We start from the raw sequence: 15,019 nt of genomic DNA, 5'->3' as shown, positions 1-15,019 counted from the left end.
TTCCTTTCCTAATACTAGTATAAATGACAAGCAGTATATTGCCCTTCAAAAGTTTCCTTAAACTTTGGTGTTTCTTCTTTACAAATATCCATAGCTTTTGGACATCTCGTATGAAATGGGCACCCTTTTGGTGGATTAGCTGGACTTGGTACATCACCACTTAAGATAATTCGTTCTTTTTTGTTTTCTGTTTCCACTTCAGGTGCAGCGGAAATTAATGCTTCCGTATATGGGTGAAGAGGATTGTTAAATAACTTTTCCTTATCTGCTAACTCCACAATCTTACCAAGATACATAACAGCAACACGATCCGCAATATGTTCAACAACTGATAAATCATGTGTTATAAAGAGATAGGTTAAGTCATACTCTTCTTGTAAATCTTGTAACAAATTAATCACTTGAGACTGTACAGATATATCTAATGCAGAAACTGGTTCATCAGCAATAATTAACTTAGGATTAAGAACAAGAGCTCTGGCAATTCCGATTCTTTGGCGTTGTCCTCCACTAAATTCATGGGGATGTCGGTATGCATAACTTTCATCTAGACCTACTTTGTTTAACAAATCGTAGACCTTTTCCTCTCTATCCCTTTGTTTACCAATACCGTACACTTTCATAGGTTCTAATAAAGTCCGTCTTACAGTCCAGCGAGGGTTTAGGGACGCAAAAGGATCTTGAAAAACCATTTGGATATCTTTTCGAATCGCTCTTAATTTTTTACCATTAATTTCACTAATTTCTTGTCCCTCTAACCTTATGGATCCCTCCGAAGATTCAATTAAACGGATGATCATTCGGGCAGCAGTTGACTTCCCACACCCAGACTCCCCTACAATTCCTAGCGTCTCACCCTTGTTAATTGTAAAAGACAAACCATCGACTGCTTTTACAGCACCTACTTCTTTTGAAAAAATCCCTTTTGTAATAGGAAAGTGTTTTTTAAGATTATTCACTTCTAGCAATGGTTGCTTGATCAACTTTTCCTCTTTCATTAGCAAAACTTGATCCCCCCTTCTCTTCACAAAGCCAACATGCTGATTGTTGTTCCGAGCTAACATCTAATAATGGAGGAATCTTTTCTAGACATTTATCCATTACATAAGTGCATCGGTCTGCAAATCGACATCCTTTGCCCCAATTTAAGGGTGATGGTACTTGACCAGGGATATAATTAAGTCTTCCATTGTTTTGCCCTTTTTTGGGCAATGAGGCTATTAAACCTTTCGTATAAGGATGTTGGGGATGATTTAATATATTTTCCACTTTTCCTGTTTCTACGATTTTACCAGCATACATTACCACAACACGGTCACATACTTCAGAAACAACTCCTAAGTCATGGGTGATTAACATCATCGACATCCCCCTGCTCTCCTGAAGCTCCTTCATCAGTTCTAGTATCTGAGCTTGAATTGTTACATCCAATGCTGTAGTAGGTTCATCAGCAATAAGTAAATCAGGATTACAAGCCATCGCAATAGCAATCATAACCCTTTGCCTCATACCCCCGGAAAGTTGATGTGGATAATAGCGATACACTTCTTTTGGACGAGGAATTCCCACCATTTCTAATAAATCTATCACTCTATTTTTTAACTTAGAGCTTCTTACCTTCTCATGAATACGAATTGATTCAGCTATCTGCTCACCTACACGATAAACAGGATTTAGAGAAGTCATTGGCTCTTGAAAAATCATGGAAATTCGATTACCTCTAATTTTTCTCATTTTCTCTTTATTTAGCTTTAATAGATTGTTATCTTGAAATGATATTTTATCAGCATTAACTTCCCCAGGTCGTTTTATTAAGCCCATGATTGATAAGGAGGTAACACTTTTTCCACACCCAGACTCGCCTACAACGCCGATCGTTTCTCCTTCATTTATATGAAAAGAAACTCCATCTACTGCGTTAAAAGTCTTTTTGTTAGAAATGAATGATGTCCTGAGATTTTCTACTTCTAGAACTTTATTTTCCATTTCCAACTACACCCACCTTTGTTATAGAGTTTTTGCCTCTACTACTTTGGCTAAACTATTATCCATAGCCGTAATTAGTTCTTTAATATGGTTATCCTTATGTGCCAGAGATATTGCATGATGAAGAAGGTAGTTTGGTGAACAAAAAACTCCTTGATTAAACAGTTCTTCTGTAAAACGTATATATAATTCCTTGTTTGACTGAGCAGCATCTCGATAATCATATAACTCTTGATCTGTGAAATACCAGTGAAAATGTCCACCTTCACCTTGCATCCGCCCTACAATATTATGCTTTGTAACCAATTTATCAAATTCTTTAATTAATGTGTCCGTTCTATCCTTCAATGTTTGATCTACGCCTTTTTCCTCATAAATCTCCATAAAGGCCATCGAGGCAGCGAGTGAACTCTGATGACCATTGTAGGTTCCAACAAATGAACACGTTCCTACTCCAGGCGTTACTGTATCAAATATCTCAGCTTTTCCTGCTACTGCGCTCAGCATATAACCATTACTAATTGCTTTACCAAAAGTAGAGAGGTCAGGTGTTACATTGTAAAGACCTTGCGCTCCTCCAGGTGAAACACGAAAACCTGTTAAAAGTTCATCAAATATTAAAACGATATTCAGCCTGTCACAAATATCTCTTAATCCTTTTAAATACTCTTTCTTAGCTGGAATATAACCAATATCAATCATAATAGGCTCTAAAATTAGTGCGGCAATTCGGTTTTTATTTTCTGTTAACAGCCTTTCAGCGATTTCTAAATCGTTAAACGGTAGAACTAAGGTGCTATCCACCACATCTTTCCTTAAACCTGATGAACCTGGCAGCGAATTTGGTGATGTTTTATCTCCTGCTTTGGTGATATCAGGCCAAGTACTTACTAATACCGAATCATTCCAACCATTAAATGCACCTTCTATTACAGCTATGTCACTTTTTCCTGTATGGGTTCTTGCCATATGCAATGCATGCATAACTGCTTCAGTTCCTGTATTAGCAAAACGTACCATTTCTGCAGTTGGTAAAAAGGACAAAAACTTCTCAGCTACTTTAACGCTAAGCTCTGTTTCCAAACCTGTAAGAATTCCAGTGCGACTATAATCAGCTATTTTCTCTTTGAAATCCGGATCATCGTGTCCTAAAATTACAGCACCATTTCCCATAATACAGTCCAAGTAATAATTATCATCCACATCCACAATCCAAGGCCCTTCTGCCTTCTTAAAATAAAGTGGATGAGGTTTACGAAAACGAGAGTTAGAATTCACTCCGCCCGGTAGAGAAGAAGATGCTCTTTCATATAACGCCTTTGAATTTGTATGTTTCATCGATTCACACTCCTAAATAAATTGTTTAATGGTATCAGCCGAATGCATATTTTGATATAAGTAATTATAAAAAGCTTGCTTTCGGTCCGATGATACACGATTAAACACTTGATTAACCGCTTCATTTCCTCTCCAATATCCATAAATAAATGGTGCACGAAGGGGATGGTTAAAAAAGCGTAACCTAGAATCGATCCAATTATCATTACCAAATGCAAATGTTTTCAAAAATTCTCTTACTTCTTCCTCACTTTTCTTTTCAGCATGGAGCATGTGCGCAGCATTTAACCCCGAAATCGAGCGAATTCTTTGATAAATAAAATAAATTTCATCGTCTATTGAATCAACCCAATCAATAAATAATGCACCATTATCGCCGATTCCTTCAAACACTGAGCTGCTAGCAGTATTCGTTATAACAAGTCCTGCATCAAGAGGGGATTGCCCTGAATTTGTCATTAATTCACGAATCTTCATATGTGTGGTATGCCCAGGGAATGATTCATGGGTTACCAGGTGTTTTAGTGCAGGAAGGGTATATGGCAAATCTCCATTAATGTACATACTTTGATTTACATAATCACAATAAGCACTATATGGTACCCCATAAACAACTTTTGGGGTAACCTGAACATCCTCAACAGCTTTAAACATCTTGCTTACGACTTGATCTTTAGCTTTTGCCAACAAATCCTCTAAGACGCCACTCATCTCTCTTGCGGGTACATGCTGTTCCTCTTCCCATTTACTTACTTTATTAAATAGTGATCCTGTAAAGCCTTTTTTGGTAAGTAAATGGTCTAATTTAACATGTAACGCCTCCCTTTCATTTCGGCCAAGAGGGTTTTCATTGACATATAACACCCCTCTTACGAGCTCCCTAAAAGGTTGTTCTGCACCACCCTTACACCACTTTGCAAGGAAGATTAATGAGCCTATTTGCTGCTGCATGTAATTCACTCTTACTTCATTTTCTACTCTTAAATACTTAGATCGAAGAATCATTAACTCTTCGATTACCTCATTCCAACTTGCATATTTTCTAGGGAGTTCATCTGTAAGATTAATAGGTACTAACCCTTCTTTATCTAAAGCTGCTTCACCAGTTTTCTTTTTTGTTTCTCTATAGTATTGATCCATTCCAAGTACAACTTGGACATACTCTTGTGACAATTTCATATCTAGGGTAGATACGGAGATTTCACTAGTATTTTTCATATTAGTCCAACTCTCTCGTATCCATGTTCCCAAGCATAAAGCCGTAATCACCAGGGTTTACTTTTTGGAATGCTCCTCTTGTTAAGATAACTAAACTTCTTTCAAATGGTGTTTTAATTACTTCTACTTCTTCAAATGTACGAGGATTATAAGTACGGGATAATACTTGTTCTCCTTCAATTACAGTTCCGACAGCATTATAGTCGAACTCTGGTACAAGAAGCCCTCCATGTTGTGGTCGAATAATCTTAATTTCAGTCATTACCTTTTGTTCAGGTGGTGGTACAACCTCTCCTGATAACATATTTAATTTACGCATACAGTTAAATATACCTTCTACACCTCTTTCAATATCTTTTTCAAAGTTTGGTCCTCCACCGACTTCAACAGTTACACTTGGGATTCCCTTTTCAACCGTATGTGTTACAGTAGTGCCTTGATATTTATCAGCCGGTCTGTATAAAACAGGGAAATTAAATGCACGAGATAGTTCTTCATCATTTTGTATATATACATAATCAACTACGGGTTGAGCACCACCTGAATGGATATCAATGTAAACTTCAAGTTCATCTAAAAATTTAGTGGACATTTGATGGGCAATTTGTTCAGTCACCCAACCATCTGGTTTACCAGGATATAGTCTATTCATATTATTCATATCAAGCGGTGTATTTCTTGTCATTGAATCAAATGCAAGTGGATTAGAAATAGGGAGTAATTTCACTGTTCCCGCTAAGTCAGACTCATCTATACGGGCATATACTCTACGTAATATCTCAGCACCTATAATTTCATCGCCATGCACTAATGCAGATAAACCTAAAACCGGCCCATCTTTTTCACCTGTAATTGTATGAACAGGTAAAGACACCTGACTTCCATTAGATAGATGAGTAACAAAAATCTCTTCAAATTTACGGGTTGATAATTTTACCATTTTTACATTCCTCCTATTTTCTCTTTAACTTTGAATCTGTGAGGTCACGAACTCCATCACCTAATAGATTAAAACCAAGAACCGTGATCATAATTGCTAATCCGGGATATATGGAGAGGTGAGGAGCATCACGAATAAATTTCATACCAAAAGCTAAAGTCCAACCCCAACTTGATTCTGGTGGCTGAATACCCAGACCTAAGAAACTTAATGTTGCTTCAGCAACAATAGCAATTCCTATACCTAAAGTTCCTACAACTATGATGGGGGCTAAACAATTAGGCAAAATATTAAAAAATATGATCCTAAAGTCATTAGAACCAATAGTTCTAGCTGCTTGAATAAACTCTTCCTCTTTTAATGACATCACATTAGCACGTACTATCCTGGCATAATTCGTCCAGTACACAAGACCTAAGGCTATAATAACGTTTTCAATACCAGGACCTAGGGCAGCTACCAATGCAATGGCTAATAGTAAGACTGGAAAGGATAACACGATATCAACAATTCTCATGATTATGCTATCTAACCAGCCTCCATAGTAACCTGCAACAAGTCCTAAGATTACACCTATTAATAGAGAGAGGCTAACCGAAACCATTCCTACTTTTAAAGATACTCTTGCTCCATAAACAATCCGAGAGAAAAGATCCCTACCATAATGATCAGTACCAAGCAAATGCCCTTTTTCCATAGGTTCTAACAGTCGATCAGACATTTGCATTTCATAAGGGTCATGCGTTGAGATTACTGGAGCAAAAAGGGCACAAATAATAATGATTAGCACAATTACTCCACCTATTAGCACAGATTTACTGTTACTAATAAAGGAAAAGAACTTTCTAACTCTTCCTGGCTCCTTTTTATTAACAATCTCTATTTCCGTTTGATTTATGATTTCTGTGTTATACTCCAACTTTGCATTCCTCCTCAATTGCTTTTAATTTTCGGATTAATTACAGCGTAAAGAATATCAACAATTAGATTAATAAATGCAAACAGGAGAGCAATTGCTAAAACACACCCTTGAACCACTGGAAAATCTCGTTGACTTATAGCTGTTATAATTAACCGTCCAATTCCTGGCCAACCAAAAACTGTTTCAGTTACAATCGCACCACCCATAAGGTTTCCAAATTGTAATCCAACAATTGTAATAACAGGTATCAAAGCGTTACGGAATGCATGTTTCATAATGATCCAAAAAGACCGAACACCTTTGGCCTCAGCTGTTCTCACATAATCCTCATTTAATATTTCTAGCATTGATGAACGAACCATTCTAGTTATTATGGCAGCGCTCATTACACCTAATGTTAATGCTGGCAAGATTAAATGCTTCAAGCTATCAATGATATAAAATAAGTTCCCTGACTGGATTGTCATTAGTATAGATTCTACTAATGGTTCACCTCTTCCAAATGAAGGAAAAATATTCAAATTTACTGAAAAGCCAATAATTAGTAATACACCAAGCCAGAAGACTGGCATCGATACACCTAGCTGAGCAAAGAACATGCTTACATAATCAACCCAAGAAAATTGTTTTACTGCAGATACGATGCCTAATGGTATAGCAATAAGTAAAGCGATAAGAAGTGCTAACGTAGCTAATTCTAAAGTTGCGGGAAGGTGGGTTAAAATTAGAGAAAGTACAGAAACATCCTGAAAGATGGAAGTCCCCAAATCACCTAGTGCTAAGTTCTTGAGAAAAACCAATAATTGAATATAAAGTGGTTCATTTAGGCCTAATACCTCTCTAAGCCTATTTATTTCTTCAGGTGTTGCTTCCTGTCCTAGTAGCGTCATTGCCGGATCCCCTGGAATTAAATGAAGTAGAAAAAATACTAAAATAGAAATTCCTAAAAGAACGGGGATTAAATGTAATATTCTTTTTCCAACAAAAGTCATCATAAATTAAACACTCCCGATCTTTATACAAATGGAGGGGCTAAGCCCCCCTCCCAATTATTTCGTTATTTTTGCATCTTTCAGACCATATAAGCTTCCTGTTGGATGAATATCAAATCCTTGTAAATCTTTGTTATACATAGCAATGTAGCCTTGATATAAAAGAACGTCATATGCGACTTCTTCCGTAACAATTTGAGCAGCTTCTTGATAAATTTCAGTTCTCTTACTTTGATCAAGTACTCTTCTTCCTTCTTCTAGTAGTTCATCTACGCGAGCATTATCATATCCTCCATAGTTACTTCCACTCTCTGAATGGAATTGGTTATACATAGACCGGTCTGGACCAACTAGATTTAACCATCCCACTAGACCAATATCAAAGTTTCCTTCCATTAAAGATGTGCTGAAAGTTGGCCATTCATTAGTTAAAACTTCTGTTTCAATCCCATTATTCGTAAATACATTTTGTAAATACTCTACTATTTGGATTCTGTTTGGATCTTCACTATGTGTTGATAAGGTGATAGATAAATTCTTTCCATTCTTATCTAAAACACCATCATTATTCGTGTCAGTCCAACCAGCATCTGCAAATAACTTCTTAGCTTTTTCTTTATCAAATTCAAACCCTGTAATTTCATCTGAATAAGCCCAAGATGCTGGGATAAGTGGAGACTTACCTGGTTTATCCATATTTTGATAAATATCTTCAGAAATTACTTCTTTATTGATTAAATGAGCTATACCTTGACGAACTTTAACATCAGAAAGGATTTCATGTTCTGTATTAAAATTTAAATAAGTAAATCCAAGGCCTTGAGTCTCTACAACTTTGAAATCTTTATTTGCTTTTATTCTACTAATATCTTGTGGGGACAAAGGTGAATGAACAAAGTCAATATCACCTGATTCTAACGCGGCTACACGTGTGGTGTTATCAGGTATAATGTTATACACAATTTTTCCTGTAGTTGGTTCCCCTCCCCAATATTCTTTATTTGCTTCAAATGTTATTTTGCTATTTTTCTTCCACTCGATCATTTTGTAAGGACCTGTACCAATAGGATTACTAGAAAGAGAATCACCCTTTTCAGCTACATGCTTTGGTATGATTCCAACATCTAAATAGGTTAGTAGAGGAGCGTAGGGCTCTTTTAGATTAAACTGCACATGTGTTTCATCAATCACTTCAACACTATCGATAGGTTTATATAGACTTGCATAAGGCGCTTTAAAATCAGGGTCTAAAATAGTATCAAATGTATATTTCACATCTTCTGCAGTAAAAGGTTCCCCATCATGGAATGTAACCCCTTCTCTTAGAGTAAAGATCCAAGTTGTAGCATCAGGGTTCTCCCAATCTGTAGCCAATGATGGTTGTGGTTCTAAATTTGCATTCAGACGAATTAAACCATCGTAAACTATCTCTACTACCCTCTTAGCGGATGTATCACGAGACAGACGCGGATCCATCGTTCCAGCATCTACGTCTAACCCTACATTAATTTTATTTGCTACAGAGTTAGAGCTAGATTTTGAATTAGATGTACTATTATCACTTCCAGCCTCTTCCCCTTCATTTTGATCCGAATTTGATCCCGCACTTTCAGATTCGGGATCTTCATAAGAGCATCCAGCTACCACTATTAACACCAATAAACCTAAACACAATAACCATTTTGAAAATATATTACGCTTCTTCAAAGTACCCCACCCCTTTTTATTAAATAGTTAATAGATTTAAATATTGAAGCTCTTTAGAAGATAAATTTAAGCATTCACAGCCTTCTTCATGTACTACGATCGTATCCTCAATTCTCACTCCAAACTTATTTGGAATATAAACCCCCGGCTCAATAGTAAAAACCATCCCCTCCTCTACTGTGTCTAAATTATTTTCATGAATGAATGGACCTTCATGTAGCTCTAAACCTATGCCATGACCTGTTCTATGAATAAAATATTTTTCATAATTCCATTTGTTTAACTCTTTTCTAATGAAGCAATCTATTTCTGAAAAACGGATACCTGGTTTCACCATCTCAATAGCCTGCTTTTGGACATCTTGAACAATTTTATAAACCTCTTCAAATTCACTATTCTTACTTCCAAAGTAATTCATTCTTGTAATATCAGAATAATAACCTTCGTGTACACCTCCCATATCAATTAAAATTGGTTGGTTCAGTGAACTATTTTTATTACTAATGGAGTGATGAGGACTTGCACTATTTTCACCAAAACCTATGATGGGTTTAAATGCGAGTTCATCAACACCATGTTCCCCAAAAAAATCCTCAATGTTTTTAGCCAAATCTTTTTCTGTAGCTGGAAAAATTTGAAGTTGTGTAATTTGATGCATCACTGCATCCGCGATTCTAGATGATTTGCGAATCGCACGAACCTCACTTGGTTCTTTTTTTTCTCTCATCTTTTCTACGATATAGTTAGTATGGAATTCTAATTCACCATACGCTTTCATTAGCTTAATTAAAAAATGGCTAGGCAAATCCTTATCTACTCCGACACTGTGTTTAAAGTTCGAGAATAGTAGATCTACGGGACTTACAGAATCTACGTATGGAATGATTTCGATTTCTAAATCATCTAGTTTTAATTTCTCTCGAAACATTTCATGAATAAATAGTTTTGGGGACTCGTTGGGATTAAGTAATAATGCAGTTAACCTTTCACCTGTATCAAGTTCAACTCCAAGCAGATATCGCAAATTAGGTTTAGAAGAAACCAGTAAGCAATTAAATGAACTACCTTCAATTTGTTTTGTACAATTTAACAACCTCTCTCTATATGAATGCAATTTTATCTCTCCTCTTCATTTTTAATTGACCTTTTCCTACAACAAAAAACCAAGCCACCGTAAAATCACCCTAGGATATAGGGGTTTTCGGTCAGCTTGGTTTTTAAATTCGACTATAAACAGGGGCTGCCTGTTCACAGAATTTAATGCAAACTGAAAATTATATTTAAAGTGTTCTGATATTTTAGAAAATTCAAATTATTAATTTAAATTTTACACAATCATTCTATAAAGTCAAGTCCTTTTTACTTTTTTCTCCCTCATTCAAACCGAGGATTTATATATAGAGTATTGGTTATAAGCGTCCCTTATTGCTGATACTATTGCTTTTTTCCCTAATCCAAAATACCTTCTCTCAAACAGCTCAACAGGTGTATCAATTCCTTTTTTAAGATCATGTCCTTCAAAAATACTTTGTATAAAATCTGTACACATCGAAGTTATAAAGGTTGATGATGCATTTAAAACTTTATCAGTCTTAGGATCAATTTCTAATCCGACTCCCATCACACCATATAAATTTTTTGCTGCCATACCGTCAGGCAATCTTGAATATCCAGTGCAAATAATAGTATCATTTTTATCCATTTTTTACTCCTTCCCTATGTAGTCCCATTAACTAGTTTTATAAATTTATATACTTCTATTATACGATAAATTACACAAAAATTAATTGATTTTTCAGAAAGTTTTTACAACAAAGTTCGACATAACTTGTAAACTAGAGATATACACAAGTAAATTGGGGAGTTTCCATAGATCCTTTAGTCAATTTAAGAACCGAACCCTTCAATCTAGTTATCTGAAATTTTCATATAATCTCAAAACCATAAGATATACCACCAACTAAAGAAAGTGTTTTTAATGTACAAGAAGTGGTGTACAGAAATTTGTACACCCTTGTCAAAAATTATAATAATGTAAATTGGAAATCACCTGTTTCATTCCACTCATCCCCTACTCCCACAAAAAAGGGGCCAACAATTCTTCTATCTGTCTTTCAGTTGTCTCATAATGAACAGACAACCGAATCCCCCCAACACCCTCAATCGACCTCAAACTAGCTTTAATCCCAGCCTCTTGTAACCGTCTCATAATCTCTTTTTCTTTCTGTATTCCATCCTGATGCGTCACCGTCACAATCCCCGACCAATCATTACTTCGATCACTACCTAATACAGAACATGAACGGATCCCTTCAAACCAATCCCTTATCCTCTGCTGCTTTTCAATAATAGCTGAAGAAGCCTTCTCGATTCCAAACGTATTCCATTTACTAAAGCTCTGCCCCAACATTAAAGCCCCAAACGCATTAATCATCCCACCAGGCTCAAGATTAGAAGCATGTACATTCGTCGTAAAAGAATCCTGAAGACTTCTCTCTCTAGACTCTAAATAATCCACCCAGCCTATCTCAGGTTCGTTTAAATTAAAGTAACCATAATAGGCTGGGGAGATTTTATTTAACAATCGATCACTTACATACATAAAGCCAATCCCAAACGGACAGGAGAGCCATTTGTGGCCTCCTACAATGTATGCGTCAATTTGATCTTTTACTAGGTTCCTGTGAAAGATCCCAGCTTCTTGTATTCCATCTATAATCCAATATTCGTCATCTCTTTTTTCTCTCTTTTTTAATAGATCTTGAAAGGATATGCGATATCCACTTACTTCTTGTACAGAGCTTAAGCATAGAACATTTGTATGCTCTTTCATCTGGTTCACGATTGCGGTTGGGGAAACACATCCCCATGCTGATTTCACATATTCAATAGAGTCTGAATTCTGCTTCCAAACAAGGGAACTCGAAATAAAATCAATGTCTGGGACTAGGACATGCACTTTTTCTAAGGATTGATAGAGGGCATTCGCGATGATTCCTAACCCTTCCGTTGTATTTTGTATAAAGGCAATATTCCGCTTGGGTACTTGATAGGTGTCTGCAATTTTCTGTCTGGTTTCTTCGTATAGGCCAAGGAGGCGGAGGGTATAATCTCCCCCACCTTGCTCAATTTCTTCAGGTAGTTTTTCTAAAAAACGTTTTCCTTCTTGCATGATGGTAGGATCGGGGACTCCCACGGATGCATAATCAAAATAAGCCATTTCACAACCAACCTTGTGATTATAGTGAACTCGCATGATTTTGTGCGTTATCGTCGTTTGCATGTTCGTAGAGTTCAGCTGATTCAGCTTCATAATCCTCTTGCGTCATTTCTTCAAAACCCCATCCTGTGAAAGCAGCAAACACGATCACCACAACCAGAGCAATACAATAGAAGACAAACGGAATAACGCCTACAGGTGTGAAGTTCGGATGCTGACTCATATCGACCATACTTCCAACAAAGGCAAATGGAATCAGAACAGCTACACTATACGGTAAAAAGCCGATAATGGAAGTTGAGCACGCATCTAGTAAGTTACCACGGCGCCACGGAGCAATTTTGAACTTATGACCAAGTCTACGGACAAAGTCTCCTAACATCACCATCGTTGGCGTTCCGGCCGTTGTTAAAGCGTTTACAAAAAGGGCTACAAAAACAATCGAAACCTCAGCTCTTCTTCTGGAAGTCGCAATAGCTTCTGCCTTTTCTATTAACCAATCTAGGAAACCACCGCGGTGAAGGGTTCCGATCATGCCCATCAAGAACACGGTGAATACGGCTACACCAATCATCCCCATAATTCCATCGATGATGATGCCTCCTGCAGTGAATTGTTCTCGGTTTACGGATAAAATATCGCCAAATCCAATAAGTCCTGTAATAAGTCCGAGAAATAGACCAAAAACGTTTGAATATAAAAGTCCTTCTACCAAATCATGTCCTCGAATCATTAAAAACAGTAATAGTGCGGGAACCAAAATCATAATTAACCCAAGTGGATTGATGTCCTCTGGAGGTGTTACCGTAGAACTTCCTGCATTCACTACGGCAAAGATGATATAAAAAGCAATCGTGATGGCTCCTGCAGCTAATGCATAGCGAATCCTGCTTTTTACAACCTTATCAATCGTCGTTCCTTGTGAATAGGCGGACACAATGGTTGTATCAGAAATCGGAGCTAAGTTATCCCCTACAAAGGATCCGCCGATGATGGCTCCTACAATTAATAGTGGATCTCCTCCAAGTGTATAACCCACTGGGAAAAGAATCGGGCTAATGGCAATCAGTGTTCCAACAGCTGTCCCAGTTGACATTGACATTAAGGCTGCAATAATAAACGTGATTAATGGAAACCAATTAATTGCAACGCCTATTTCGAGGAACCCCCATACTAATCCTTCTACTAAACCAGTAGCAGCCAGGACTTTTGCCATGATCCCTGCTAAAAACCATGCCAATAACATAATCGCGAGCATCTTTTGACTAATCCCTTGTATCAGGGCATCGACATACACTTTTTTGTTCTTAGCTAACAGCAACCCAATAAATAACCCGATTAGAATCATCGGCCAAAACGCTTTAGGTAATGCCGCTCCTGTAAAACCAAGCCACAGGATCCCAATAAACATCGCTGCAAAAGGGACTAAAAGTATAGGTACTCCTCCATAAAACTCTAACTTTTCTTCCTTTTCATTGGTCTTTACGTTTGCCACTTCAGTTCCTCCCCTTCATTCATTTCATGAGTTTTGAAAGTTCTTGAACTGCAGAACGAACATCCGCTTCTGTGTTGTAAAAGTGAGGAGCAATACGGATGACATCATTTCTCGCAGATACAATGTAGCCTCTTTGTGCCATTTGTTGTTCTACTTCAGAAGCATTTTCTGCGTAGATCGCTGTATTGGACCCTTTCAGCGATACATCTCTTGGACTTTTGATCGTTAATCCATAGTGATCGGCCTCCTCCATTGTGGCTTTTGAAAGATGCTGAAGATGTTCTTCAATCTCTTCCATGTTGTATTGATTTAATATCGTAAGCCCAGCTTCAGCAGCAAATCCATTAATCATTGGGAATGTCCCAGAATCAAACCGCTTTGCCCCTTCTGCATACGTGATATTTTTGATATCAAAAGCAAAAGGATTATCCTGTCCAAACCAACCTGTTACTTTCGGGGTTAGTTGTTCTGCGATGTCCTTTTTCACATATAAAAAGGCGATACCTGGAGCTCCAAGTGCATATTTCTGTAGCCCTGATGCCAGGAAATCAACATTCATTTCTTTTACATCAATCGGCGTTTGTCCCAGGGATTGATAAGCATCTACGAAAAAGTAAGCGCCTTTTTGATGAACTTCTTTTGCAATTTCCTTTAGGTTTTGCTTAAAGCCGTTATAAAACGAAATATGAGAGGTATTCACAACAAGGGTCTGTTCATCAATGTTTTGCTTGTAGTCTTCTAGATTAAGCGTTCCATCTTGATGGGAGTCTAGGAATTGAATTTGATATTGATCCATGAACGATTGCCACACATGGCCAACTGTCGGAAAGTCAAAGTCCGTAATGAGCACTTTATTTCGATCTGTTGGATCTAAACTTGCTGCGATACTGGATACAGCATGAGAAACACTGGATACAATCGCTACTTCATCGACTTCGGCATTGATCATTTCCGCAAATTCTTTACGTGCATGTTCACACGCTTGCATCCAGCCGCCCCAGTCCATTCCTTTTGTTTTCCATGCATCTAAATAGGTATTCACGGCTTCTTCAATATCTTTATGCATCGCACTCTGCGAACAGCTGGATAGCTGTATTTTTTCTTGTAAAATCGGGAAATTCTGTCTGATTTTTGTCATCTCATTCATCGACATGTCCATTCCTTTCTGTATAATAATAATAGGTTCGTAGATTGGAGTGTC

Annotated in this window: 13 protein-coding genes; all 13 read right to left on the bottom strand. The window is 37.2% G+C overall.

Annotated elements, in window-relative coordinates; all coding sequences use genetic code 11:
* Window positions 1-14: 14 nt before the first annotated feature.
* Window positions 15-998, bottom strand: a complete 984-nt coding sequence (locus H514_RS0101030) for an ABC transporter ATP-binding protein (RefSeq protein ID WP_197063036.1) — start codon at window positions 996-998, stop codon at window positions 15-17.
* On the bottom strand, window positions 952-1,986 hold the full coding sequence (locus H514_RS22150; RefSeq protein WP_051254963.1) for an ABC transporter ATP-binding protein: 1,035 nt from the start codon (window positions 1,984-1,986) through the stop codon (window positions 952-954). Before H514_RS22150 ends, H514_RS0101030 begins: the two co-directional genes overlap by 47 nt.
* Window positions 1,987-2,007: 21 nt before the next feature.
* Window positions 2,008-3,324, bottom strand: coding sequence for an aspartate aminotransferase family protein (locus H514_RS0101020; RefSeq protein ID WP_027445278.1), 1,317 nt, complete (start codon window positions 3,322-3,324; stop codon window positions 2,008-2,010).
* Between the two features lie 12 nt (window positions 3,325-3,336).
* A complete protein-coding gene (locus H514_RS0101015) occupies window positions 3,337-4,542 on the bottom strand; it encodes a hypothetical protein (RefSeq protein ID WP_027445277.1) in 1,206 nt (401 codons plus the stop codon).
* A gap of 1 nt (window position 4,543) precedes the next feature.
* The gene (locus tag H514_RS0101010) at window positions 4,544-5,482 is read right to left on the bottom strand and encodes a succinylglutamate desuccinylase/aspartoacylase family protein (RefSeq protein ID WP_027445276.1); all 939 of its coding nucleotides are present in this window, start codon (window positions 5,480-5,482) and stop codon (window positions 4,544-4,546) included.
* Between the two features lie 13 nt (window positions 5,483-5,495).
* The gene (gene nikC / locus H514_RS0101005; RefSeq protein WP_081672879.1) at window positions 5,496-6,401 is read right to left on the bottom strand and encodes a nickel transporter permease; all 906 of its coding nucleotides are present in this window, start codon (window positions 6,399-6,401) and stop codon (window positions 5,496-5,498) included.
* A gap of 14 nt (window positions 6,402-6,415) precedes the next feature.
* On the bottom strand, window positions 6,416-7,399 hold the full coding sequence (locus H514_RS0101000) for an ABC transporter permease (RefSeq protein WP_027445274.1): 984 nt from the start codon (window positions 7,397-7,399) through the stop codon (window positions 6,416-6,418).
* Window positions 7,400-7,453: 54 nt separating this feature from the next.
* Window positions 7,454-9,103 (bottom strand): ABC transporter substrate-binding protein, encoded by a 1,650-nt coding sequence (locus H514_RS22145; RefSeq protein WP_051254953.1) that lies wholly within the window; start codon window positions 9,101-9,103, stop codon window positions 7,454-7,456.
* Between the two features lie 19 nt (window positions 9,104-9,122).
* Complete coding sequence (locus H514_RS0100990) at window positions 9,123-10,217, bottom strand: M24 family metallopeptidase (protein ID WP_027445273.1); 1,095 nt, start codon at window positions 10,215-10,217, stop codon at window positions 9,123-9,125.
* A 264-nt stretch (window positions 10,218-10,481) separates the two neighbouring features.
* Window positions 10,482-10,805 carry a DUF3870 domain-containing protein gene (locus tag H514_RS0100985; RefSeq protein ID WP_027445272.1) on the bottom strand — a complete coding sequence of 108 codons (324 nt, stop codon included), beginning with the start codon at window positions 10,803-10,805 and terminating at the stop codon, window positions 10,482-10,484.
* Between the two features lie 369 nt (window positions 10,806-11,174).
* On the bottom strand, window positions 11,175-12,416 hold the full coding sequence (locus tag H514_RS0100980; protein WP_081672878.1) for an aminotransferase class V-fold PLP-dependent enzyme: 1,242 nt from the start codon (window positions 12,414-12,416) through the stop codon (window positions 11,175-11,177).
* Window positions 12,343-13,818 carry a Na+/H+ antiporter NhaC family protein gene (locus H514_RS0100975; RefSeq protein WP_027445270.1) on the bottom strand — a complete coding sequence of 492 codons (1,476 nt, stop codon included), beginning with the start codon at window positions 13,816-13,818 and terminating at the stop codon, window positions 12,343-12,345. Before H514_RS0100975 ends, H514_RS0100980 begins: the two co-directional genes overlap by 74 nt.
* 19 nt (window positions 13,819-13,837) lie before the next feature.
* Window positions 13,838-14,965: an aminotransferase class V-fold PLP-dependent enzyme gene (locus tag H514_RS0100970; protein ID WP_027445269.1), complete on the bottom strand. Its 1,128-nt coding sequence runs from the start codon at window positions 14,963-14,965 to the stop codon at window positions 13,838-13,840.
* Between the last annotated feature and the right edge of the window lie 54 nt (window positions 14,966-15,019).

It is taken from the genome of Pontibacillus marinus BH030004 = DSM 16465 (assembly GCF_000425225.1).
GTDB classification, from domain to species: Bacteria; Bacillota; Bacilli; order Bacillales; family BH030062; genus Pontibacillus; species Pontibacillus marinus.
This window is presented reverse-complemented; position numbering and strand designations above follow the sequence as displayed.

Bases quoted from the DNA above. Each gene is read 5' to 3' on its own strand.
- H514_RS0101030 (WP_197063036.1), bottom strand. From the start codon at position 998: ATGAAAGAGGAAAAGTTGATCAAGCAACCATTGCTAGAAGTGAATAAT.
- H514_RS22150 (WP_051254963.1), bottom strand. From the start codon at position 1,986: ATGGAAAATAAAGTTCTAGAAGTAGAAAATCTCAGGACATCATTCATT.
- H514_RS0101020 (WP_027445278.1), bottom strand. From the start codon at position 3,324: ATGAAACATACAAATTCAAAGGCGTTATATGAAAGAGCATCTTCTTCT.
- H514_RS0101015 (WP_027445277.1), bottom strand. From the start codon at position 4,542: ATGAAAAATACTAGTGAAATCTCCGTATCTACCCTAGATATGAAATTG.
- H514_RS0101010 (WP_027445276.1), bottom strand. From the start codon at position 5,482: ATGGTAAAATTATCAACCCGTAAATTTGAAGAGATTTTTGTTACTCAT.
- H514_RS0101000 (WP_027445274.1), bottom strand. From the start codon at position 7,399: ATGATGACTTTTGTTGGAAAAAGAATATTACATTTAATCCCCGTTCTT.
- H514_RS0100985 (WP_027445272.1), bottom strand. From the start codon at position 10,805: ATGGATAAAAATGATACTATTATTTGCACTGGATATTCAAGATTGCCT.
- H514_RS0100980 (WP_081672878.1), bottom strand. From the start codon at position 12,416: ATGAAGCTGAATCAGCTGAACTCTACGAACATGCAAACGACGATAACG.
- H514_RS0100970 (WP_027445269.1), bottom strand. From the start codon at position 14,965: ATGAATGAGATGACAAAAATCAGACAGAATTTCCCGATTTTACAAGAA.